The sequence below is a fragment of the Paenibacillus polygoni genome, from assembly GCF_030263935.1.
GTDB lineage: Bacteria > Bacillota > Bacilli > Paenibacillales > Paenibacillaceae > Paenibacillus > Paenibacillus polygoni.
The window spans coordinates 3,383,538-3,405,580 of the sequence record NZ_CP127162.1; the positions used below are offsets into that span (position 1 = coordinate 3,383,538).

Below are 22,043 nucleotides of genomic sequence, written 5' to 3' on the forward strand. Positions count from 1 at the left end.
GGCGTTTCCCCCCTTCTATTATAGTGGTCCGGAGATACCTTGTCGGCGGATCATAATAAAATGGCCTACAAGTAAAATAAGCAGAACAGCAGGAAGGAAGAACACGTGAAGGGCAAAGAATCTTGTTAATGTCTCAGCTCCAACAATCGTACCGCCTTGTAATAGTTCTTTGATAACAGGTCCCAGATAAGGAACCGTATTCGCGATCTCGAGCGTTACTTTGGTTGCAAAGTAAGCTTTGTTATCCCAAGGCAGCAGATAACCTGTTAATCCAAGTCCAAGCATAACGAAAAAGATTAACATCCCTACAACCCAGTTCATCTCACGTGGGGCTTTATAGGATCCTGTGAAAAACACCCGCATCGTATGTAAAAACATCATCACTATGACCAAACTGGCACCCCAGTGGTGCATTCCTCGAACAATCTGACCAAAAGCGACTTGGGTTTGCAAAAACTCTACACTAGCATACGCATTAATAATATCGGGTACGTAATACATCGTAAGAAACATTCCTGATAGAATCTGAATAACCGTGATGAAGAACGTAAGTCCGCCAAAGCAATATACAAACGCTGAAAAGTGATGGGCTGGATTTACGTGTTCAGGAACTTCATGGTCAGCAACGTCACGCCAAATAGGAGTGATATCCAGACGCTCGTCGACCCAGTTGTAAATATTTTTAAACATCTACTCACGCCTTCCTATTGGACTCTCTGATTCGGAATGATCTCCCCAAGATAAACCCATCCCTCTTCTTCCTTAACGGTGTACTCATCAAGCGGCTTGGAAGCAACTGCTAACTGTTTCCCCTCTTGAGTATAGTGCGCACCATGGCAAGGGCAGAAATATTGATTTGGCAGCTCAGGATTGTTATTGTAACCAACCGTACATCCAAGATGTTTACATATCGGTGACAATGCATAAATGGAGCCGTCTTCCCCTCTGCGAACCCACGCAATGAGTGAAGAATTGCTTGTGTACCAACCATCTTGCTGTTTCAGTTCAAAATGAACTTCCAAAGGCTCCGAAGTTACTTTACTCACTTCCACTGTCTTTACAAAAGCGCCTTCATCTTTCTTTTGCAATATTGGATCCACACCAAATCGAACCATAGGCAATACGACACCTGCAGCCATATATGCGGTAGCTCCGCCCAAAGTGTACGTCAGAAACTGTCTGCGTGACATCTCTTTCCGCTTGGGTGGCTTAGGCACATTATGCTCACTATCATTGTGATTGCTCATCCTCTTCCGACCCCCTTTTTCATCCAAATATTTCATTCTTCTCTTAAAAAATTCCACAAATTACTATGACATACATTATCATATAGTAGCCTACAAGGACCGTCAAGAATTTGTCACAACTTTTCAAACAGGGAATGGAAGCGTTACAATGAAAATGTTGGTAATTTGTCACATATCCCTACGAAATGGATTAATTCCACATTTGATAGATTTGACTTTGGATATCCCTTTTTAATTCGTTTTCAGTAGTGTGTTCCGATTCTTTCTTCCCAATAGAAAATGCAGCTAAAGATAAGACTAGATCTGCCTCAAAAAGATCAGCTTGAACCAATGCTTCGTCAGCCGTCATCACAATGACATACTTGAATCCGCCTGCTTTTAGATGTGAGCACAGCTCATTTAAATGCTGTAATTGCGAAGCTTGGCTATAATGAACGGCAGGATAGGTAACTACTCGGCCCTTGAAAGGGATTTCAACATAATCCAAAAAATCTCTTAGCCTTTCAAGTGCAATCACCGCCTCGTAAGGGGATTCCCGTCCCGTAAGTGCGGTGTAGGGTATGAGACATGTATCTAGGTAAGGCTGCAATTCTACCCAATCATCTGATGTAATCTCGCTGAATTTCAAGAGTCTGCCTCCTCTTTATGTATTACTTCTATTATAAGGTTCGAAACCATAACTGGAAAGACCTTCTATAGATTCACAAAAAACCCTTCTCATTTGTCAGAGAAGGGTTCTTTTTTTAAGGGTTGTCTTACGAAATAATTAATCTCAGTTCATCCGTCAGGCTGCGGAAAGCCACTTCATCCCCCGATGCCAGTGCTTTGTCAATTTCATCATATAATTGTTCACTCCGATGTTTGCGTAATGCCGCGTCCCAGACCATTTCTGCAGCCAGTCCTAACATGACCTCGTAAGTAACTTTCATTTTATCCATAGGATGCACCTCCAACCAATTGTTATATTTTCAGGCTAAGCTAAATTATTATCACGGGTTAACGGGATGTATACTAAACCGCATTGCAGGTTACCGTTAACCGGTTCCCCCAAGGTGTCATTCGAACAACCTGTCCCTTCTCCTCATGTTCTCCGATCCGAACCATTCCTAGATGCATCATCATTTGAAGTATTCGCTGTTTCAGAACAGCTTCATTCGTATCGTAATAGAAGGGATGAATGATCTCACCCATGCTTTCCAGTAAAGAGGAAACCGTAGTCCATTCCTTCGCACACTCCCCAATCCAATACACCACAGAAGCAAGACTCGGAATGGCTCCTTTATAAAGTCTTAACCAATAGCGAAAAATCTGCATCAACTCTTCGTCTGATGATTTCTCAAAAACATGAGCGCCTTCATCGGTAATTGCAAGAATTCCATTGTTTTCTGCTATATACCGCTGATGAATCGCATAATCATACAGTAGAGCTAACCTATCAGGGTATTCTTTATAGCTTCTCCCATATCCGAAACGCCATCCTGTTTTTCCTACCAATGGTTCTTTTACATGTAGAAAATCCAGCAACTGCTGCTGCGTCCTCTTATACATAAATCCTTCCTGATTCAGAGGTATTTCATACTGATCAGTGAATGTAAGCAGCAATTTCATATCCTCGAACAGTAAATGGTGTTCTTCACGATAGACAGAAGGTTCAGGGACAACTTCAGCAAGCTGTATAAATTTTGAACGTATTACGCCCATAAATTTCTTCTTTAAATCTTGGGGAACACGATACAAATATTTCGTTTGCTGTGTTGAACCGTTAAATAACCAGCCGCGTTTCGTAAACTGAACAACAACATCGCGAAAATAAGCAGCAGGACGTTCGCCTTTGGGTTCCATTGCTTGTTTTGCAAGGGCCGTAAGTTCTTCTATGCTGTAATTTACCCTTCCATCAAACAATAGTGCATTTAGAAAACTAAGCTGACCCTTTGGCAGATCATATACCAGTTCTTCAATAAAGGAAGAATTACCAAGCGTCACTAAAATACTCTGAATTAATTCATGTTTGGAATGGGTGTTGCTGCTGCATTCATAATGGTTTGCAATGCGGTTCAGCTGACCAATGTCAGCATACGTAAGTAGATCCGCTAAATTCATTGTCCCATCGCCTCGCCGTTTTACTACCATTATGGGAATTATTGCAACATTTATTCCTTTACGGCAAAAAAAATAACCCGAATCTGCATTCGAGTTATTTACACATCGATTATTTTTTTGATTTTTCAAATGAACATTCCTGTAAATGCTTCGTACAGTTATAAAGCAACGGATTCCATTTTTCTTCTTCGTTCTCAAGTATGGTAAGAGACAAATTTCCAATTCTCTCGTTATATCGATCTTCGTAAAGTGCTTTATATAACTGAGCAAGCAAAGCTCCGTGAGAAACGACAAGAATATGCTGATGAGGATGCGTCTGGGCTAACTCATTAATAAAGGTTAGGGCCCTTACCCGCATATCAGGTTCTTTTTCCTGCCCTAAATCTAATGAATTCCAATCCACTCCCCATTTCGCTTCTCGTTCTTCTTGCGTGAGACCTTCGGCTTGTCCAAAAGATCTTTCTTGAAGTCGCTCATCAGGCGGCAGCATAGGAACATTAATAATACGGCTTATAATTTCTCCGGTTTCCTGTGCACGAGACAATCCGCTCGTGATAATATAGTCCCATTCATAGGGTTCAGTAAGAAGACGTTCTCCAAGCAGCTTGGCCTGCTGTCTGCCTTCATCATTCAGAGGAATGTCGCTGCGACCTTGTATTCGTCCAGCTACGTTCCAATCGGTAAGTCCATGACGTATTAACCCAATTCTCATTTCAAGATATGCCTCCTTCTCTTTTTGTTATTTTGTTATATGATGCATTCTGCGTAAAGAGAATAAAGCCATCCCCAAGGCTAGCAGAGATATGAACATCCAGTACTCAGGGTAAGCTGGAATTCCTGCTACAAAAGGTTCAATAATTCCAGAAGCACCCTTTGGATCATGATAAGGCAAGCTGAAAGCCGGTGCACTACTCGCTATTCCGGTAGGAACAATCCCCGCATCGTTGTTTATGCCTGTAGCGTCATTCATACTTATCTTCCATACCATCAGTACAATACTGCACAACAACACGGCTAAACAGGCAGAAATCCAGATAGAAAAACGATTCACCGTGGTTTCCATCCATTTGTAGGGTTTGATATCTGTTCTTTGAATATGCGGATGGTCGCTGTATATCTTGTCCATTACCTTACTGTGCATGGATTGAAGCGACTTCTCAGGAACAGGATCTGAAGTCTCGGGGATCAGATCATATAATTCCTCCCACCTGCTATATTCAAAGGCACAATCAGGGCATTCTTCTATATGTTTATTCAGTTCAACTCGTACCGGATGATGTGCGGACAAATCCCAAACCTGTGCCATGCACTCCTGGGCTTCGTTGCAATTCATTGACTTTTCATCCCTTCATACTCCTCATAGATCGGTTCAAAGAAATACGAATGCAATTGATTCTTGACGCTCATCCGTGCACGAAACAATAAAGATTTGACGGAACTCACCGTCTGCCCTAAAATATCCGAAATTTCCTGATATTCAAGCTGATCATATTCACGGAGTATGAGAGCCGTTCGCTGCTTATCAGGCAAATTATTAATTGCTTCACGCACTTTAATGACACGTTCATTCCTCAGCATCGCTTGTTCAGGAGCTGTATCCAAAGACGCAACAGGAGTAACTCCACTTTCTTCAAGCGGAATGTTACCTCCTCGATGTTTTCGCAGTTCGCTAAGAACCGTATTTCTAGCAATAGTATACACCCAGGTGGAGAAAGATGCATCAATCTCGCGGAAGGTATTTAGACTTTTATAAGCTTTATAAAATGTTTCTGATACTAAATCTTCTGACATATGTTCAAGTCCAGAACTGCGAAGCATGTGGTAGACAAAAGCATACATTTTTCTTTCATATCGTCCCATGAGCTCAGAATACAGCTCGACATTTCCTGCTTTTATTTCTTTAATCAACTCTGAATCATCCATTAGGTCTAAGCTCCTCCTTGCAGTTCCATAGTGCCCAGGTATATAAAAATACCTGTAACAACACTTTTTAGAGCGGGAACCCACGTTTATGATTGAATATAATTACAGAAATGTAATTTTTATTATTAGGTTGTAAATAGATTGCTAGTTCTTACTCTCTTGCTTCTAAATCCTTATGTAGTAACACTTTCCTAAACATTCCTGTAATTCCAAGGAACATTATACCATATAAACAACCAAAGTTTCCCTTTTAATTTATGAAAAATTTGTTATTTATTTAATGTCTATCATACTTTAAGACTAAAGTAGACTTATATGATCTAGTCATGTAAGCAAAAAAATAGGCCGCGAATTTATCGCAGCACATTGTTTAAAAGCTATGTTATTTAAATTTTTTGATTGAAAATTATTGATTCTTATTAGAAAAAATATAGACAGTCATTGCTACAAATGAAATACAGAATAATATTTAAATTTTCTCAAAAATCGAGGATACACTGAAAACGAAAATGGAAACAAATACAATATCGTTATTCCTACACCTTCTCTTTTGTGAATGATCTTGATGACTGATGTTCTTTTTAACCAATATGTAGAACAAAATCAATCTTATGTGACATTGTAGATTTTATACAGTTAATTAATAATAGCCACTTTTTCGTTTGATTCATATGATCCTATCTAAGACAGAATTGATTGATAAATTTGACACAAGAGAAGTAACAATTATTAAGCCTAGATGAGGGTTGAGATATTTTTCTAAAAAGTCTCCTCTACTTACAAAAGCAAGTCTTTCTCTTCAAAAAAAAGAGGCCGCGAATCATCGCGGCCCGCTGTTCATTTTTCAGAACAACCAGTTATTGGATAGGAGTGGAGAGAAACCATACTGTACTTTTATTATATGTATCCGTTTTCATTCTGTCAACCATAATTATACATTTATTTAGGATCTTGCATATTCGCATAAATAAAGCGGTTTTATAAACAAAGAGAGAGGGCTTCCCCTCTCTTAGCTTCGTACGGTATAACCGAGATTAGTAAGAAGTTCAATTGCTCTCTCCATATCCTCTTCTTGCCGAAAAGACAATCTGAGAATGCCGGGTACATCTTCTCTGCTCTCAATGATCTGCATATTGCTCAGATTGATCCGAGCCGTCCCGAGTTCCGTAGCAATCCGGCCAATAATCCCCGGGGTATCCGGAACATCAATATATATGTCAAATAAAGCATTGATGATTCCTTTCCTTCTCTCTGGTAATTGATCTCGAAAAGAACCTGCTTCACGAAAAGCAGCTTCGATTGCTTCTCCATTACTATCTTCCAGAACCTGAGTAAACTGGCCTACTTGCTTATTCCAGTCCCTGAGAAGCCGCAGTAACACATCACGGTTGCTAAGTAGAATATCACGCCATACTACCGGGTCGCTCGACGCAATCCGGGTAATATCACGGAATCCTCCGGCGGCAAGCAGCTGATATAAGGGTTCATTTTGGTTGTAGCTGCTGATCTGATTAACTAATGCTACTGCAATAATATGAGGCAAATGACTAATAGCGCCCACGATATCATCGTGATGCTCAGGTTCTACCCGAATGACTTGTGCTCTAGTATAAGACAGCAGATGATGGAGCTTATTATAGACGTCTTCCTTGATCTCTGGCTGAGGTGTAAGAACATAATATGCATTTTCAAATAGCAGCGGTGAAGCCGCCTCTACCCCAGACCGCTCAGAACCTGCCATCGGATGCCCGCCTATAAAATACACATCTTGAAAATCGAGTGTCTTCGCAGCTGCTGTAATCGAGGCTTTCGTGCTGCCTACATCCGTAATAATACAGCCTTTCTTTAGCGGGAGCTTATTTAGTTCCAGAAGATAATAATTCAGCATGCCAACCGGTACACTTAAAAAAATGAAATCCGCATCCACTGCTGCCTCTTCAATGGATAAGGTCACATGATCAAGTACGCCGCTCTTTAGGTATCTTTCTTGAATCTTCGGTTCATGCGCATAACCGACTACTTCTATTCCCGGCTTCCCTTTAAAACAAAGGGCGAGAGACCCTCCGATGAGTCCCACGCCAAAGATTGCAATTTTGCAGTTTATTCCTTCTGTTCTCATTCCGAGTCCACTATACTTCCGAGCGTTCAGGGGTAAGCGCATGCTCTAGAGCTTTGATGAACGCTTGATTCTGTTCGGGTGTACCTACAGATACCCGGATGTAGTCAGGATAAACCTGGAACCCAGAACGGATAATGATCCCTTGTCGCAGTAAGATATCAAACATTTCGGCAGCCGGTCTGCCAATTTGTACAAGTATAAAATTACCTTGTGAAGGGAAGTAGTGAAGTCCTAAACGATCAAATTCGCTTTGCAAATAAGTAACACCTTGACGATTCTTATCACGGCAATCTTTTACAAAGTCTTGATCTTGCAAAGCCGCACGAGCAGCAACCTGACCAAATCTTGTCGTGTTAAACGGTTCTCTGACTTGATTAATTAAAGAGATTACTTCGGAACTCGCGATCCCATAGCCGATCCGTAAAGACGCAAGTCCATAAATCTTGGAGAATGTCCGCAGTATGACAAGGTTACTGTATTTCTCCAGCATTGGAATTGTTTCTGGATAGGATTCATCTGTAACAAATTCATAATAAGCTTCATCAAGAACGACCATTACATGGGAAGGAACACGTTCCATAAAGGAAACAAGCTCTTTCTCGGTGATAATGGTGCCTGTTGGATTATTCGGATTACATACCCAGATTATTTTTGTTTTGGAAGATACTTTTGATAACATACCTTCTAAATCATGCGTACCGTCCACAAGTGGAACCTCAATACTTGCTGCTCCTTCAATATCTGCATTACTCTTATATACTGAAAACGTTTGATCCGCCATGATCGTCTCGTCACCGGAAACAAAAAAAGCTCTAGCGATCAAAGCAATGATTTCATCCGAACCTGCGCCAAAAATAATCTGATCCTTTTGCACACCTAAATGTACGGCCAGATCGGCTGTAAGTTCTCCTGCTGAACCATCTGGATAGATGCTCAGATTTGCAAGTTCTGCCTGAATTGCATCCTTCACAAGCGCTGAACTGCCATAAGGATTCTCATTTGATGCAAGCTTAATCACTTCACTGAGTCCTAACTCTTTTTTCACTTCTTCAACGGGCTTTCCTGGTTTATATACGGGTAAATTGCCAATAGTAGACTTATGTTTCATAAACAAGCCCTCCCTCGTGGATTATAAAAAAATATCCAAAATTATACTTTTAATTGTGCCACAAACTGGCGTATTTGCAAAAGTCCTTTTTCCTTCGTATCTGGATTTGATAACAAAGGAATCGTATTTTCGATCTCTCTCACAATGGCACTGCCTACGATAACTCCATCACAAATTTCAGAAAAATGTTCTACCTGCTCACGGCTGGATATCCCAAAGCCAACAGCAACGGGAAGCGTTGTATATGATTTTACTGTTGTAATAAATTCATCTACTTTCTGGTGGAACGCAGCTCTCTCTCCTGTTACACCTAGTGATGATACACAGTAAATAAATCCTCTAGCGCTCGAGACAATTTTCTTTATTCTTTCCTTTGATGTCGGTGCAACTAAGGGTATGAGGTGAATATTAGCACGATCCGCATACTCACGAATCTGTGCAGATTCTTCAATCGGAAGATCCGGAATAATCATACCGCTAATATCATGCTCTACTAGCAAGTCAAAGAAAGTTTCCAGACCTGTCTGAAGTACAGGATTGTAATATGTAAAGAGTACAAATGGCAGCTTCACTCCCGCCTCACGTGCACGCTTAGCTGTCTCCAAACAGGTACGAATTGTAACCTGCTGTTTTAGTGCTCTTTCAGAAGCACGCTGGATAACAGGTCCATCTGCAAGCGGGTCAGAATATGGAACCCCTAGTTCAATCACATCAGCTCCTGCCTTCTCGAGTTCAATAATGACCTCAACAGTCGTGCTCAGATCTGGATCTCCCACTGTTATAAAAGGAATAAGTGCTGTTTTGCCGCTCATCTGCAGCGTTTGGAAGGCCTCATCCATCCGGTTTAATCGGATACTCATGCGAGTCCACCTCCCGTATATTTCATAATCGATTCCACATCTTTGTCTCCTCTGCCTGATAAACAGATGACAATGATCTGATCTTTCTTCATGGTTGGAGCTAGTTTCACAACTTCTGCAACCGCATGTGCGGATTCAAGTGCAGGAATAATCCCTTCAATTCTGCTTAGCAGCTGCAAAGCATCAAGCGCTTCTTGATCTGTTATAGGCACATACTGTGCACGTTTGATATCCTTCAAATAAGAATGTTCTGGACCAACACCCGGATAATCTAGGCCAGCCGAAATTGAGTGAGCCTCTTGGACTTGCCCATATTCATCTTGAAGCAGATAACTCATTGAACCTTGGAACACCCCTTGGGTCCCCTTGCTCATCGTTGCGGCATGAAATTCTGTATCTACTCCTTTGCCAGCAGCCTCACAGCCAATTAGCTGCACCTCTTCATCTTCAATAAAAGGATAAAACATACCGATCGCATTACTTCCACCGCCAACAGGTGCAACCACCACGTCCGGAAGTCTGCCTTCGGTATCCAAAATTTGACGACGGGTCTCATCACCAATCACACGCTGAAAGTTACGGACCATGAGCGGATATGGGTGAGGTCCAACTGCAGAACCTAATATATAGAACGTATCTTCCACGTTACTCACCCAGTATCTTAAGGCCTCGTTGCCCGCATCTTTCAGCGTGCGAGAACCTGACGTAACCGGAATGACTTCCGCTCCGAGTAAGTTCATACGGAACACATTCAGCTGCTGCCGTTTTGTATCTTCTTCACCCATGAATACTTTACATTCCAGACCTAACAGCGCTGCAACGGTAGCCGTAGCTACTCCGTGCTGTCCAGCCCCTGTTTCTGCGATGACCTTCTTTTTGCCCATCCGTTTTGCAAGAAGCCCCTGCGCGAGCGCATTATTAATTTTATGAGCGCCTGTGTGATTCAAATCTTCTCGCTTCAAATAAATTTTTGGACCGCCTAACTGATGACTAAGGCGTTCAGCGTAATAAAGAGGGGTTTCTCTGCCTGAATATTGTTTTAACAAATAACGGAGTTCCTCATTAAATTCATCATCTTCGGAAAAACGTTTAAATTCCTCTTCCAGTTCAATCAAAGCATTCATTAATGTCTCAGGTACATAACGTCCTCCAAAAGGTCCAAAACGACCGTATACATCCGGTACCAGTGTCATGCCTTCTTCACCCTTTCCACAAAAGCTGTCATTTTAATCATATCTTTGATTCCATTTGTCTCTACACCGCTGGATATATCAACACCATCCGGTGCATACCCATTCACAAGTTCATGTACGTTATCAGGATCTAACCCTCCCGCTATAAAGAGCGGAATCTGCATTTTCCTTGCCCATATCTGGTAGGGAATGCTGCGTTCCCAGGAAAAAGTACGGCCAGAACCGCCTCCGTATACAGGATCAAAGGTATCTATAAGAACGGCATCTATTACTCCTTCATAGGGAGCGAGAGTTAAGTCTATATCTTCAGCCGCCTGGTTAGGATCGTTATTCAAAGAAAACACTTTGAATACATCCACACCAAACTTAGCTCTTAGTTCTCGGCATAAGGCTGGAGATTCGTCACCATGCAGCTGAATTACATCCAGCGATACTTGACGAAGAATTTCTTCAATTTCCTCTACTGAGGGATTTACGAATACCCCAACAGATCTGGGTAAAGGACGCACTTGCCATTCTGACAATACTTTCACTAGGTCTGCTGCTTGTGCTGCAATCACCTGACGCTTTGATCTTGCAAAAACGAATCCAATAAAATCGACAGTTAAGTGTTTCATAGATTTTAGCACTTCAACGTCCTGAAGTCCACATATTTTTACAAGCGGCTTCTCGTTCACTTTAGAAATAGACATCATTTAGTTCCTCGTTCCCATCATCTCATGGACGGCTTCACTCACATTTTCGTTACGCATAAACTGTTCTCCGACCAAAATTCCTTTTGCCCCTGTTGTTTTTAAAAACTCAACATCCGCCTTTGTTCTTATCCCGCTTTCACTTATTAACGTGATGCCCGCAGGAACCCGCTGTGATAGAAGTGCGGTTGTATTCAAATCCGTTTCAAAGCTTTTCAGATTCCGATTATTAATTCCAATAAGGGTGGCAACATTCAGATCAAGTACCTGTGTAAGTTCATGCTCATCATGCACTTCGACGAGCACATCAAGACCAAGGTCTTTAGCGTACTGATGATAGGCTCCCATCTGTTCTTGTGTCAGTATGCTGGCAATAAGTAAGACTGCATCTGCACCGATTAGGCGTGCTTCCGCAATCTGAAGCTCACTAATAATAAAATCTTTACGTAGTAAAGGAACATTTACTGCATTTCTAATCTCCGTTAAATAGGCTGCCTGACCCTGAAAATATAATTCGTCTGTCAAAACAGATATACAATCCGTTCCTGCCTCTTCATAGGCCTTAGCAATCCGCACGGGATCAAAATCAGGGCGAATCAGCCCTTTAGAAGGGGATGCTTTTTTTACTTCGGCAATAAGTCCCATCCCGCAACTGTGCGATCTCGATAAAGCCTGCTCAAATCCTTTCGTATTCGGCATTTGTGCAATCTTTCTCTCTGCTGCAGTAAGGTCAAAGCTTTGCTTAAGTTTTGCTACTTCATCAATTTTGGTAGCTACAATGCGATCAAGATACGTACTCATGGTCATACTCCCCCGTTTTCTGAATAAGTTGTGTGAGCTTTGCATAGGCTTTGCCGGAATCAATAGCACCCTTCGCCATATGAACACCTTCGGCCAAACTTCCTGCAAGGCCCGTTACATAGATTGAAGCACCGCTGTTTGCAAGTACGATATCACGATAAGGGCTCATTTCACCCGATAAGACACCTTTTATAATCTCCGCATTTTCAGCCGCATTGCCGCCAAGCACACTAGTCAGCGGATGTACACGGAGACCAAGGTCGCTTGGATGAATATCATACGTATGAACTATTCCATCCTTAAGTTCCGACACCTTTGTTTTGTCTGAAATACTGATCTCATCAAGCCCGTCATAACTTGCTACTACGAGTGCTCTTTTGAGACCAAGTCTTCCTAGTACCTCAGCAATAATCTCAGTCTTGTTGATATCATATAGTCCTAATACCTGCCGATCTGCTCCAGCTGGATTGGTAAGCGGACCAAGCATATTAAATACGGTGCGAAAACCGAGTTCTTTACGCGGTGCTGCGGCATACTTCATCGAAGGATGATACAGCTGAGCAAATAAAAAACAAATATTAATTTCATCTAAACAAGCCTTAGCTTGCGTGTTATTCAGGTGAATATTTACGCCTAATGCTTCGAGTACATCCGCACTTCCAGCTTTACTGCTTGCGGAACGATTGCCGTGTTTAGCTACCCGTACCGATACGGAGGAGGCAATGATTGCTGAAGCTGTGGATATATTAAACTTACTAATACCAGAGCCTCCGGTACCGCATGTATCCAGTAAATTTTCTTGATCCGTTATCATTTTATTAGCAGAACTTCGCATCGCCTGAGCAAAACCTGTAATCTCATCCACCGTTTCGCCCTTCATGCGAAGTGCTGTTAACAATCCGCCAATCTGCGAGGATGTTGCTTCCCCGTTCATGATACTGGACATCACAAGCCTTGCCTCTTCCTGCGACAGATGGTTTCCACCTAATATCTTATTTAGACCCTGCTGGATGGCAGTTACGCTGCTTAGCATATTCATGTTTTCTCCTCCTCCTTATCCTTTTTGATTGGATGACATACAAATATAGTCTTGGTTAGCATACGCTGGAGCTGATGGCTCTACAGGAAACATCGCTTCTGCGTAGCGAATGGCGGTCAGCAGAGCTTTTGCCTTATTTACAGTTTCCTCGTATTCTTTTTCGGATACCGAGTCCCATACAATTCCTGCCCCTGCTTGCACGTAAGCTTTACCTTCTTTAAAAATAATGGTACGGATCGTGATGCAAGTATCCATATTGCCAGTAAAACCGAGATACCCGATTGCGCCAGCATAGGCCCCTCTCGCTTCACGTTCCAGTTCAGCAATGATCTCCATTGCTCTCAGTTTAGGAGCCCCCGATACCGTACCTGCTGGCAGACATGACAGAAATGCGTCAAAGAAATCACGATCATCACGAAGTGTACCGGAGACATTGGATACCATGTGCATGACATGTGAATATTTCTCGATTTCCATATAGGAATCGCACTTCACGCTGCCAAACTCACTGACTCTCCCAATATCGTTCCGACCAAGATCCACTAACATGAGATGTTCTGAACGTTCTTTCTCATCCGTAAGTAAATCTTGTGCTAATTCAGCATCCTGTGCTTCTGTCTTGCCTCGTGGCCTGGTTCCGGCAATGGGTCTCGTCTGCACGCGACCTCCGTCCACTTTTACAAGCGGTTCAGGTGAAGTGCCGACGATGATTTCTGCCTCCATTTTTAGATAATACATATAAGGGGAAGGATTAAGTGTTCGAAGTACACGGTATACTTGAAGCGGCGATACTTCCGTTTCGATATGAAAACGCTGAGATAATACGACTTGAAAAATATCTCCCGCCCGAATATATTCCTTAGCCTTTTCCGTATTTGCGAGAAATTTTTCTTTCGTCAGATTTGAGTGTACCTTCCCCAGATCCACAGCATCTGGAATCGATCGACGATTCACATTTTCCGCAGGTCCTTCTTCTGCCAGCTGACTTGCGAGCTGTTCAAGCCGATCTGTCACTCTTTGATAAGTTTCAAGAATATCTTGATCCAGATCTCCCGGGTTCACATGTACATTGCCAACAAGCAGGATCTGCTGCTTCACATGATCGAAGACGATAATTTCATCACAGAACATAAACTGAATATCTTCCATTTGAAGATCATCCACCTCATGTTTCGGAAGTTTTTCATAATATTGAAGCAAGTCATATCCGAAGAATCCAATAGCTCCGCCTGTAAAAGGAGGCAAATCTTTTATTTTGGGACTGCGATATTGTCTCAGCAGTGCTTTCAATTCTTCAATCGGTTTTGCTTTCATTTGTGATTTTTCGCCTTTATGTGTGAGTGTTAACACACCATTCTTCCCTGCTATCGATAAAAAAGGAGCGGTACCAATAAAAGAATATCTAGCCCACTGGCTGCCTCCTTCTACACTTTCCAGTAAAAAAGCATATTCCTCATTTGCAAATCGGCTAAATAATCGAATGGGCGTCTCCATATCGGCCAAAATCCGCTTTACCACAGGAATGAGATTATATTCTGTTGCTAATTTTAATACTTGCTGTGCTTCGCTATTCATCATAAAACTCTCCTTTTTCATTGAGATAGGCAGAGTGTAGATGGATGGAAGTAGGATATGCTTACGCAAAAAAACCTCTACGAGAACGTAGAGGTTTATAAAAACAATAATAAAGTTAAGTGTATACAGCATGATCCGATCATGGAGGTTTATCTATCTATGTACAAAGAAAGAGTCTTATCCGATGATACGTAATCCTACGTAATCAAAAGAAGCCTATGAACTCTTATCCACAGCATCCATATTTCTATAAACATGGCCCATGCTGTGATTCATATGTACAAGATATTGCTAAAATCCATGTTCATCTCTCCCTATTGGTCCATACACCAAAGTATGAATCAATGGGTTGTTCCTCACTCTTTATGCTACCTATATGCGCTACCGCACATAAGCCATAAATCATAGGAACTCGTCTCAGCTCTGCTATACTCTACTCAATTAAAGTTTTATCTAAACTCTAAACTCTTCTCATCTCTGCTAACAATCACTATACATTACATCTACAGGTTTTGGCAAGAAGCCATTTTCACCTATGTATTCGATGGTTCTGCTAAATCCGGCCTCAAAGCCTTAGCTCCATTCAGATATACGTGAACCATTTCCTTTTGCGTTTTGTCTGTATTCACATGAATCATGAACCGAATACATTTCTCCAGTGACCCTTTGACAGGTACCTCCTGCGAACACATGAGGGGAACAAGCTCCCATCCCTGTAATTCACGAATGGACTTGGCAGGAAATGCTGCATCCAGATCTTTCGTCAGCGTAATCCATACGCTGCATATCGCCTCAGGATCGAGCGAATTCTTCTGGACAATTTCTCTGAGAAGCTTGCTTGTTTCACTCACAATATCTGCTTCCGTATTGCTCGCAACCGTTGTTGCACCGCGAATTCCTCTTGTGTACATCCGATCTTACACCTCCTTCTTCAGTTCCTCAAGCACTAGGCGAACATCTTCGGTCCGCACATCTTTGGCAATCGTGACCTCACCAATCGCTGTTGGAATAATAAAGACCATATGACCTTCTCTGAATTTCTTGTCATGCATCATCGCAGACATAATATCTTCACTACTTAGATGCCCCGGGAGAGCTGTCGGCAGTCCAATTGCCTTAAGCATCCGTTTGGTGTCTTCATATAGAGAAACATCTGCTCCCCTCATGACACCAAGTTTAGCGGATCCAACCATTCCGATGGAGATGGCTTCTCCATGAAGGAACTCTCCATAACCAGCAATGGCTTCAATCGCGTGACCAATGGTATGACCCAGGTTCAAGATGGCGCGAATTCCGTTTTCTTGCTCGTCTTGAGAAACAATCTCTGCTTTGATCGCACAACCTTTGAGTAGTCCATACGCTAAAATATCCTTATCCAGAGCTAATAACTGATCTGCATTCTCCTCGCACCAATGTGCAAATTCTGCATCCCTAATCAGTCCGTGCTTAACCATTTCGGCAAGTCCGGCGGATACCTCACGGCGCGGTAGTGTGAGCAGCGTGTTTACATCATATAAAACAAGCTCTGGCTGATGAAAAGCACCGATCATATTTTTGGCAAGTGGATGGTTAATCGCTACTTTTCCGCCTACACTGCTGTCATGAGCAAGGATCGTAGTCGGAATTTGCACAAATTTGATGCCTCGCATATAAGTAGCAGCTACAAATCCAGCTAAGTCTCCAACCACACCGCCTCCAAGCGCAAGAATAGCCGAGCTGCGATCCAGCTTCGCTTCAATTGCACTTGTCATCATCTCTTCATAAACCTTTAGTGACTTCGAGGTTTCACCGCTTGGTACCACCGCAGAGGCTACAGTATACCCTGCAGTTTTCAGAGAAGTGAGGAGTGTATCAAGATAATGAGGAGCAACCTTCTCATCCGTAATAACAAGCAAAGAACTTTTTACGCTAATTCCATGCTTCTGAATATAATCTCCTGCTTCTTCAAGAAGTCCACTTCCAATATAGATTGGATACGATCGTTCGCCGAGGTCAACCTTTAACTCCCTCATCACTAGTAACGCTCCAATTGCGCATTATAGTTATCGAGGTTGGCCCGGATCTCCTCTATAGAATCCCCGCCGAATTTCTCCAAGAATGCTTTAGCTACTTCAAAAGCAACTACATGCTCCATTACCACACTCGCAGCAGGTACAGCACAAGCATCCGAACGTTCTACCTGAGCGGTAAACGGCTCTTTTGTATCAATGTCTACACTTTGCAGCGGTTTATAGAGCGTCGGAATGGGCTTCATAACGCCGCGTACTTTTATTGGCATACCATTCGTTACTCCGCCTTCAAATCCGCCAAGGCGATTCGTAGCACGGTGGTATCCTTTCTCTTCCGTATACAGAATTTCATCATGAACCTGGGAACCACGAATCGTGCCCGCTTCGAACCCAATTCCAATCTCTACACCTTTAAATGCATTAATGGACATGACCCCTTGAGCAATACGACCATCAAGCTTCCGGTCATATTGAACATAGCTTCCAAGACCAACAGGAACACCTTCCACAATACACTCTACGATCCCGCCGATTGAATCGCCTTCTTGCTTAATCTGATCAATATAAGCTTCCATTTTCTTCTCTGTTTCTTCATCTGTAACGCGAACCGATGAGGCTTCTGTACGAGCACGAAGTTCTTCAAGCGGAAGGTCTTCATAAGGAGCTTCAATCTCCCCAATCCGAAGCACTCTGCCGGCAACCTCTATTCCAAACTCGGAGAGTAGTTGACGTGCAAGCGCGCCTACAGCAACACGTACCGTTGTTTCTCTTGCACTAGAACGTTCCAGCACATTACGAAGATCTTTCAAATTATATTTAAGTCCGCCGTTCAAATCTGCGTGACCTGGACGCGGGCGATGTATCCGGCGTTTCTCTTCATCATTGCCTTCGATCGGTTCAATGTTCATAATATTACGCCAATGCGTCCAGTCTTTATTCTCAACTACGAGCGCCACTGGTGCACCGGTTGTATATCCGTGACGAATTCCACCCACAAATTCAGCGGTATCTTTCTCAATTTGCATACGACGTCCTCGGCCATATCCTTTTTGACGGCGATGGAGCTGGAAATTCAGTTCCTCAAAATCCACCTTCATATTGCTCGGAAGACCTTCAACGATTGCGGTTAATTGGGGTCCGTGCGTTTCCCCTGCGGTTAAATAACGAAGACTCATAATACGTTCCCCCTTTTTACTGTTAAGCTTTAAACTGCTAAAATCCTTAATCTTTGATCATTATAGTATAGCATGTTATCTTTGACAAGAAATGTTCTCATTCATAAAAAAACACGCAGATTCAAATGGACGAATCTGCGTGTTCTCTATTGCGTAAGTTTACTTGCTTCCCAACAGACTGGTCTGCCTGGATCTATTGCTGTTCTGTAGACTACTATCGGGCTTTATACTGCCAAGTACCTGTCTCATTTGAGAAGGATCGAGTCCAAGAATCTGAGCACATTCCAAAATACTAATCGTTCCCTGCCGGTAGGCAGTGATTACAACTCGCTTATCCATCACTTTCGCCTCCAGATCTATCCATCCTATCTGATTGCTACAGTATGAGACATTCTAGCTGTTTTTTATGCATCTATTTTTTACGATAAAAAAAAGTCTCTGCTCCTTCAAGGCCGTACTCTCCCGGTGAGAAAATTTGTTCTGTACTTCCCACAAATAAAATACCGCCAGGACGAAGTGCATTTGCAAATTTCTGATAAAGTACATGCTTTGCTTCTTCTGTAAAATAGATCATCACATTTCGGCACACAATCAAGTCAAACCCATCCTCAAAGGGGTCCATAAGTAAGTTTTGTTTACTAAAATGGACAGCTTCCGCAAGTTTAGGATCAATTCTATAATGCATTCCCTCAGGTATAAAGTATTTTTGGACTGCCTGCTCAGGAACTTCTTTTAAAGAGCGTTCCAAATATGTACCTTGCTTTGCCTTTGCCAAGGCACCATCATCAATGTCTGTAGCCATAATTCTGCTGTTTGAGAGTAAACCAGCCATGTCAAGAATCATTGCGATTGTATAGGGCTCTTCTCCCGTAGAACAGGCGGCACTCCATACTTTAAGCGGAAGATGGGAAGTAAGGGAAGGAAGCAATGTGTTTTGCAGTACTTCCCACCGATTCCGGTTCCTCCAAAATTCAGACACATTAATTGTCATTCGATCTAGAAAATCTAGAAAAAGTGCTTTATTCTGTTCCATCCCTTCAAAAAAAGCGGCAAAAGAATCGTACCCATGTCTTAACCTAAGGGTAGTCAACCGCCGCTTCATTTGAGTTTCTTTATACTGGGCAAGATCAATTCCAGTAGCTGCCTTGATCTTATGAATAAACAGGACATAGTCATCCTGTTCAGAAACTTTTTTCAAGCAGTGACATTTGATTCCTTCCTTCTTACGGAAAGATCACTCGTTTATGTCCAGGCAGCAATCGTTTTACTGTAAGATACCAGTTCAGCCTCATTAAAAAAGTTAGCAAGCTCACGAGCTGCACTTTCAGGAGAATCAGCACCATGAATGAGATTATGCGGAGTAACTGCCGCAAAATCTCCGCGAATCGTTCCAGGGAGCGCCTCTTTCACTTTGGTTTTCCCCATGATCACCCGAGCAAGTTCAATTACATCTTCGCCTTCCCATACCATAGCAAAGACCGGCCCAGAAGTAATGAAAGACACGAGCTCATCAAAGAAAGGCTTACCTTCATGTTCCGCATAATGACGTTTTGCTTGCTCGTCAGTCATCTGTACGAATTTACCTGCGACCAGTTTAAACCCCTTATCTTCAAACCGACTAACAATTCGTCCAATGAGTCCACGTTGTACGCCATCTGGTTTCACCATCAAAAAAGTACGTTCCATGTGTATTCCCCTCCAGGCTTAGTTATGAATGCGCTGCTTTCGTAAGCTTTCGACTTCGTGAGAACATCTTCCTGCCTGATTAATATGAACGTTTTACGACAAAATGAGCGATATCCCGCAAATTTTTCTTTGTCTTGATGTCAGGAAGTCCATTCAAGGCATCAAGAGCTTTATTCATATATCGGTCAGCAAGCTCCTCTGCTTTAGTCATTCCCGCACTCTCTTTAATCATACCCACTGCAGCACGAACGCTACCCATATCATTCTGATCACGAATGTTAGAGATCAGCTGCAACAAATCAGGTCTAATCTTCTCATCCTGTAACGCATAAATGACAGGGATTGTAATATTGCCTTGAAGCATATCACTTCCCGGCGGTTTACCAAGCTGCTTCTCTGTTCCTCTAAGGTCCAGCAGGTCATCCTGAATTTGGAAAGCCATCCCTACATTGTATCCGTAGCTGTATAAGCGTCTACAAATGTCACTGGAAGCTCCCGCAGCCACGGCTCCTAGCTGGCAACTGATCGCAATCAGCAGAGCCGTCTTCCGGCGGATACGAAGTAAGTAATTCCGAATACTCTGATCCGTATTGAAGAAATCCCGGATTTGTTCCATTTCACCAATAGTCATCTGAACCATCGCTTTTGCCATGGTCTGATGAATCAGCGGATTAGGGAGTTCCGTAATCATGAGCATTGCTCTGGCATAAATGTAATCTCCTGTGTACATGGCAATCCGGTTATCCCATTTGGATTTCACTGTGAGTTGTCCGCGGCGTGTCTTCGCGTTATCAATCACATCATCATGAACAAGAGAAGAAGAGTGAATGAGTTCTAACGGAACAGCGATATGTTTCAGCACTTCAATATCATAGGTTCCAAATTTACCGCCCAGCAAAACAAAGACGGGACGCAGCCTTTTACCGCCTGCCTTCAGCAAGTGTAAAGAAGTCTCAGCAAGCAGCTTCTGATCCGTTTCCACACTCTTATACAATTCTTTCTCAATGTACTTCATATCTTTTTTAAGTTCAGTCAATATATCCAGTAGTTTCATTCCGTCACCCGTATCAGCTTATTCTCATTCCAGAGATCCAGCCGGACCTCATGCTCCATGAGACCGAGCTCATGTGCATAACGGAAATACAGTTGCAGTCCCTGCAACTCATTTTCACCAAAATCGTAACATAAATTCGTAAAATAATCATACCAATAAGATTTTGTTCCGCCGATTTTTTGTATCGCTTCATTTATAACCGGAGTAAGGTCTTGCATAATCTTTTCTTTACTTGATATAAAAGCATCTGTGATCTCATGAATCACTTCACTATGACATTTCGCATACTCGGATGAAACAGCCCATACCGCAAAAGTCATACTATGATTTGTGAAATCGTGCCATCTCTCACCCAAATCATATACATAGTAGCCGTGATTTGTCCAAGATGCCTGTATCGCAGAATCACCGATTAGTAAAGCTGCATCTGCATGTTCCATCATAGAAGTCAGATCCGGTTCTTGCGTAATGTACGCCGGGTTCAATTTATAGAACTTTGTCATTAGTATTTTCAACAAATTCACAGAAGTAGCTGACGTATTCGTCAAAGCAATTGTTCCGCCGCCCAGATCTTCGATCTTCTTTTTACTGAAAAGCAGAATCGATTTCACTTCACCCTTACTGCTAACTGATATATCTGGTAGAACCATCAGGCGTTTTGATTCCATTCCATAAGCAAAAGAAGACATGGCACTCAGATCAAGTGAGCCGTCATGTATTCTTTGATTCAGTACAGCGGGAACTTCTGTAACCATCTCGACCGGATGGGTAAGTTTCCTCGGATCGAAATAATGAAAGATAGGCCAGGCATTGGTATAACTAATCTTACCGAGAACGGTTTTACTGTGAGTATTCATGTTGTCTCCCCCCATCTCGTAAACAGATCATGCTCAATATGAAGAGTATCAAGTACTTTACCAACAAGGAAATTAATTAAATCATCCATCGTTTTGGGATGGTAATAAAACGCCGGCATCGCAGGAATCATTTTGACACCAAGGCGCGACAGCTTCAACATATTTTCGAGATGTATCGCATGAAGCGGCGTCTCTCTCGGAACCAAAACTAAGGAGCGCCCCTCTTTCATCATCACATCTGCTGCGCGTGCCATCAGATTATCTGAGGCTCCATGAGCAATAGCTGATAAAGTCCCCATGGAACATGGCATGATAATCATCCCTTCCATTAAAAAGGACCCGCTTGCGATCGAAGCCCCGATGTCATTTACGGGATGATAAACAAGAGAACCGGGACGGCTCCCGAACTTCTCGTTCAAAATCCCTTCCCGGTCCGTAACGTTCCAGCCTAGTTCTTCTTTTATGACACGCCAGCCTGCATTTGATACGACAAGGTGCACTTCATAGGCTTGATCAAGTAAAGTTTCAATCAGTCGTATTCCGTATATACTGCCGCTTGCCCCTGTAATACCAACGGCAAGTCTTTTCAACCGGTTTGCTGTCAA

General features: G+C 42.5%; 25 protein-coding genes. All 25 read right to left on the reverse strand.

The annotated features are described in order from the left end of the window. Nucleotides 1–18 precede the first annotated feature (18 nt). Nucleotides 19–690: a menaquinol-cytochrome c reductase cytochrome b subunit gene (qcrB, locus tag QPK24_RS16150; protein WP_160033221.1), complete on the reverse strand. Its 672-nt coding sequence runs from the start codon at nucleotides 688–690 to the stop codon at nucleotides 19–21. A gap of 14 nt (nucleotides 691–704) precedes the next feature. Continuing rightward, a complete protein-coding gene (locus QPK24_RS16155) occupies nucleotides 705–1,247 on the reverse strand; it encodes a Rieske (2Fe-2S) protein (RefSeq protein ID WP_285742819.1) in 543 nt (180 codons plus the stop codon). A 190-nt stretch (nucleotides 1,248–1,437) separates the two neighbouring features. Beyond that, nucleotides 1,438–1,875 (reverse strand): DUF2487 family protein, encoded by a 438-nt coding sequence (locus tag QPK24_RS16160; protein ID WP_285742821.1) that lies wholly within the window; start codon nucleotides 1,873–1,875, stop codon nucleotides 1,438–1,440. A 127-nt stretch (nucleotides 1,876–2,002) separates the two neighbouring features. Continuing rightward, nucleotides 2,003–2,185, reverse strand: coding sequence for an IDEAL domain-containing protein (locus QPK24_RS16165; protein WP_160033227.1), 183 nt, complete (start codon nucleotides 2,183–2,185; stop codon nucleotides 2,003–2,005). A 73-nt stretch (nucleotides 2,186–2,258) separates the two neighbouring features. Continuing rightward, entirely contained in the window at nucleotides 2,259–3,347 is a 1,089-nt protein-coding gene (locus QPK24_RS16170; RefSeq protein WP_285742824.1) for a hypothetical protein, read from the reverse strand. A gap of 109 nt (nucleotides 3,348–3,456) precedes the next feature. After that, entirely contained in the window at nucleotides 3,457–4,059 is a 603-nt protein-coding gene (locus tag QPK24_RS16175) for a histidine phosphatase family protein (RefSeq protein ID WP_285742825.1), read from the reverse strand. 27 nt (nucleotides 4,060–4,086) lie between these two features. Next, entirely contained in the window at nucleotides 4,087–4,680 is a 594-nt protein-coding gene (locus tag QPK24_RS16180) for an anti-sigma factor family protein (RefSeq protein ID WP_285742826.1), read from the reverse strand. Next, nucleotides 4,677–5,270: an RNA polymerase sigma factor gene (locus tag QPK24_RS16185; protein WP_285742827.1), complete on the reverse strand. Its 594-nt coding sequence runs from the start codon at nucleotides 5,268–5,270 to the stop codon at nucleotides 4,677–4,679. The genes QPK24_RS16180 and QPK24_RS16185 overlap by 4 nt, the downstream gene beginning before the upstream one ends. 1,009 nt (nucleotides 5,271–6,279) lie before the next feature. Beyond that, the gene (locus QPK24_RS16190) at nucleotides 6,280–7,389 is read right to left on the reverse strand and encodes a prephenate dehydrogenase (RefSeq protein ID WP_285742828.1); all 1,110 of its coding nucleotides are present in this window, start codon (nucleotides 7,387–7,389) and stop codon (nucleotides 6,280–6,282) included. A gap of 10 nt (nucleotides 7,390–7,399) precedes the next feature. Beyond that, nucleotides 7,400–8,497, reverse strand: a complete 1,098-nt coding sequence (gene hisC, locus QPK24_RS16195) for a histidinol-phosphate transaminase (RefSeq protein WP_285742844.1) — start codon at nucleotides 8,495–8,497, stop codon at nucleotides 7,400–7,402. Nucleotides 8,498–8,538: 41 nt separating this feature from the next. Next, nucleotides 8,539–9,357: a tryptophan synthase subunit alpha gene (gene trpA, locus QPK24_RS16200; protein WP_285742846.1), complete on the reverse strand. Its 819-nt coding sequence runs from the start codon at nucleotides 9,355–9,357 to the stop codon at nucleotides 8,539–8,541. Further along, the gene (trpB, locus tag QPK24_RS16205) at nucleotides 9,354–10,550 is read right to left on the reverse strand and encodes a tryptophan synthase subunit beta (protein WP_285742849.1); all 1,197 of its coding nucleotides are present in this window, start codon (nucleotides 10,548–10,550) and stop codon (nucleotides 9,354–9,356) included. The genes trpA and trpB overlap by 4 nt, the downstream gene beginning before the upstream one ends. Continuing rightward, on the reverse strand, nucleotides 10,547–11,245 hold the full coding sequence (locus QPK24_RS16210) for a phosphoribosylanthranilate isomerase (RefSeq protein ID WP_285742851.1): 699 nt from the start codon (nucleotides 11,243–11,245) through the stop codon (nucleotides 10,547–10,549). The genes trpB and QPK24_RS16210 overlap by 4 nt, the downstream gene beginning before the upstream one ends. Then, nucleotides 11,246–12,043 (reverse strand): indole-3-glycerol phosphate synthase TrpC, encoded by a 798-nt coding sequence (gene trpC / locus QPK24_RS16215; protein WP_285742854.1) that lies wholly within the window; start codon nucleotides 12,041–12,043, stop codon nucleotides 11,246–11,248. After that, the gene (gene trpD, locus QPK24_RS16220) at nucleotides 12,027–13,076 is read right to left on the reverse strand and encodes an anthranilate phosphoribosyltransferase (RefSeq protein WP_285749372.1); all 1,050 of its coding nucleotides are present in this window, start codon (nucleotides 13,074–13,076) and stop codon (nucleotides 12,027–12,029) included. The genes trpC and trpD overlap by 17 nt, the downstream gene beginning before the upstream one ends. A 21-nt stretch (nucleotides 13,077–13,097) precedes the next feature. Continuing rightward, on the reverse strand, nucleotides 13,098–14,660 hold the full coding sequence (trpE, locus tag QPK24_RS16225; RefSeq protein WP_285742856.1) for an anthranilate synthase component I: 1,563 nt from the start codon (nucleotides 14,658–14,660) through the stop codon (nucleotides 13,098–13,100). A gap of 530 nt (nucleotides 14,661–15,190) precedes the next feature. Beyond that, nucleotides 15,191–15,568 carry a chorismate mutase gene (gene aroH / locus QPK24_RS16230; RefSeq protein WP_285742858.1) on the reverse strand — a complete coding sequence of 126 codons (378 nt, stop codon included), beginning with the start codon at nucleotides 15,566–15,568 and terminating at the stop codon, nucleotides 15,191–15,193. Between the two features lie 6 nt (nucleotides 15,569–15,574). Next, nucleotides 15,575–16,669 carry a 3-dehydroquinate synthase gene (gene aroB / locus QPK24_RS16235; RefSeq protein WP_285742860.1) on the reverse strand — a complete coding sequence of 365 codons (1,095 nt, stop codon included), beginning with the start codon at nucleotides 16,667–16,669 and terminating at the stop codon, nucleotides 15,575–15,577. 2 nt (nucleotides 16,670–16,671) lie between these two features. Next, nucleotides 16,672–17,841: a chorismate synthase gene (gene aroC, locus QPK24_RS16240; RefSeq protein WP_285742870.1), complete on the reverse strand. Its 1,170-nt coding sequence runs from the start codon at nucleotides 17,839–17,841 to the stop codon at nucleotides 16,672–16,674. Nucleotides 17,842–18,000: 159 nt separating this feature from the next. Beyond that, nucleotides 18,001–18,180, reverse strand: coding sequence for a hypothetical protein (locus QPK24_RS16245; protein WP_285742872.1), 180 nt, complete (start codon nucleotides 18,178–18,180; stop codon nucleotides 18,001–18,003). A gap of 73 nt (nucleotides 18,181–18,253) precedes the next feature. Further along, entirely contained in the window at nucleotides 18,254–19,039 is a 786-nt protein-coding gene (locus QPK24_RS16250; protein WP_285742874.1) for a CheR family methyltransferase, read from the reverse strand. A 44-nt stretch (nucleotides 19,040–19,083) separates the two neighbouring features. Further along, nucleotides 19,084–19,527 carry a nucleoside-diphosphate kinase gene (gene ndk, locus QPK24_RS16255; protein WP_285742876.1) on the reverse strand — a complete coding sequence of 148 codons (444 nt, stop codon included), beginning with the start codon at nucleotides 19,525–19,527 and terminating at the stop codon, nucleotides 19,084–19,086. Nucleotides 19,528–19,606: 79 nt separating this feature from the next. Beyond that, nucleotides 19,607–20,581: a polyprenyl synthetase family protein gene (locus tag QPK24_RS16260; protein WP_285742878.1), complete on the reverse strand. Its 975-nt coding sequence runs from the start codon at nucleotides 20,579–20,581 to the stop codon at nucleotides 19,607–19,609. Continuing rightward, complete coding sequence (locus QPK24_RS16265; protein ID WP_285742880.1) at nucleotides 20,578–21,438, reverse strand: menaquinone biosynthetic enzyme MqnA/MqnD family protein; 861 nt, start codon at nucleotides 21,436–21,438, stop codon at nucleotides 20,578–20,580. The genes QPK24_RS16260 and QPK24_RS16265 overlap by 4 nt, the downstream gene beginning before the upstream one ends. Continuing rightward, nucleotides 21,435–22,043: a UbiX family flavin prenyltransferase gene (locus QPK24_RS16270; RefSeq protein WP_285742882.1), complete on the reverse strand. Its 609-nt coding sequence runs from the start codon at nucleotides 22,041–22,043 to the stop codon at nucleotides 21,435–21,437. The genes QPK24_RS16265 and QPK24_RS16270 overlap by 4 nt, the downstream gene beginning before the upstream one ends.

What these genes read in the sequence shown, in the direction of transcription:
- qcrB (WP_160033221.1), bottom strand. Translation starts at nt 690, where the DNA reads ATGTTTAAAAATATTTACAACTGGGTCGACGAGCGTCTGGATATCACT.
- QPK24_RS16155 (WP_285742819.1), bottom strand. Translation starts at nt 1,247, where the DNA reads ATGAGCAATCACAATGATAGTGAGCATAATGTGCCTAAGCCACCCAAG.
- QPK24_RS16165 (WP_160033227.1), bottom strand. Translation starts at nt 2,185, where the DNA reads ATGGATAAAATGAAAGTTACTTACGAGGTCATGTTAGGACTGGCTGCA.
- QPK24_RS16170 (WP_285742824.1), bottom strand. Translation starts at nt 3,347, where the DNA reads ATGAATTTAGCGGATCTACTTACGTATGCTGACATTGGTCAGCTGAAC.
- QPK24_RS16175 (WP_285742825.1), bottom strand. Translation starts at nt 4,059, where the DNA reads ATGAGAATTGGGTTAATACGTCATGGACTTACCGATTGGAACGTAGCT.
- QPK24_RS16180 (WP_285742826.1), bottom strand. Translation starts at nt 4,680, where the DNA reads ATGAATTGCAACGAAGCCCAGGAGTGCATGGCACAGGTTTGGGATTTG.
- QPK24_RS16185 (WP_285742827.1), bottom strand. Translation starts at nt 5,270, where the DNA reads ATGGATGATTCAGAGTTGATTAAAGAAATAAAAGCAGGAAATGTCGAG.
- QPK24_RS16190 (WP_285742828.1), bottom strand. Translation starts at nt 7,389, where the DNA reads ATGAGAACAGAAGGAATAAACTGCAAAATTGCAATCTTTGGCGTGGGA.
- hisC (WP_285742844.1), bottom strand. Translation starts at nt 8,497, where the DNA reads ATGAAACATAAGTCTACTATTGGCAATTTACCCGTATATAAACCAGGA.
- trpA (WP_285742846.1), bottom strand. Translation starts at nt 9,357, where the DNA reads ATGAGTATCCGATTAAACCGGATGGATGAGGCCTTCCAAACGCTGCAG.
- trpB (WP_285742849.1), bottom strand. Translation starts at nt 10,550, where the DNA reads ATGACACTGGTACCGGATGTATACGGTCGTTTTGGACCTTTTGGAGGA.
- QPK24_RS16210 (WP_285742851.1), bottom strand. Translation starts at nt 11,245, where the DNA reads ATGATGTCTATTTCTAAAGTGAACGAGAAGCCGCTTGTAAAAATATGT.
- trpC (WP_285742854.1), bottom strand. Translation starts at nt 12,043, where the DNA reads ATGAGTACGTATCTTGATCGCATTGTAGCTACCAAAATTGATGAAGTA.
- trpD (WP_285749372.1), bottom strand. Translation starts at nt 13,076, where the DNA reads ATGCTAAGCAGCGTAACTGCCATCCAGCAGGGTCTAAATAAGATATTA.
- trpE (WP_285742856.1), bottom strand. Translation starts at nt 14,660, where the DNA reads ATGATGAATAGCGAAGCACAGCAAGTATTAAAATTAGCAACAGAATAT.
- aroH (WP_285742858.1), bottom strand. Translation starts at nt 15,568, where the DNA reads ATGTACACAAGAGGAATTCGCGGTGCAACAACGGTTGCGAGCAATACG.
- aroB (WP_285742860.1), bottom strand. Translation starts at nt 16,669, where the DNA reads ATGAGGGAGTTAAAGGTTGACCTCGGCGAACGATCGTATCCAATCTAT.
- aroC (WP_285742870.1), bottom strand. Translation starts at nt 17,841, where the DNA reads ATGAGTCTTCGTTATTTAACCGCAGGGGAAACGCACGGACCCCAATTA.
- QPK24_RS16245 (WP_285742872.1), bottom strand. Translation starts at nt 18,180, where the DNA reads ATGGATAAGCGAGTTGTAATCACTGCCTACCGGCAGGGAACGATTAGT.
- ndk (WP_285742876.1), bottom strand. Translation starts at nt 19,527, where the DNA reads ATGGAACGTACTTTTTTGATGGTGAAACCAGATGGCGTACAACGTGGA.
- QPK24_RS16260 (WP_285742878.1), bottom strand. Translation starts at nt 20,581, where the DNA reads ATGAAACTACTGGATATATTGACTGAACTTAAAAAAGATATGAAGTAC.
- QPK24_RS16265 (WP_285742880.1), bottom strand. Translation starts at nt 21,438, where the DNA reads ATGAATACTCACAGTAAAACCGTTCTCGGTAAGATTAGTTATACCAAT.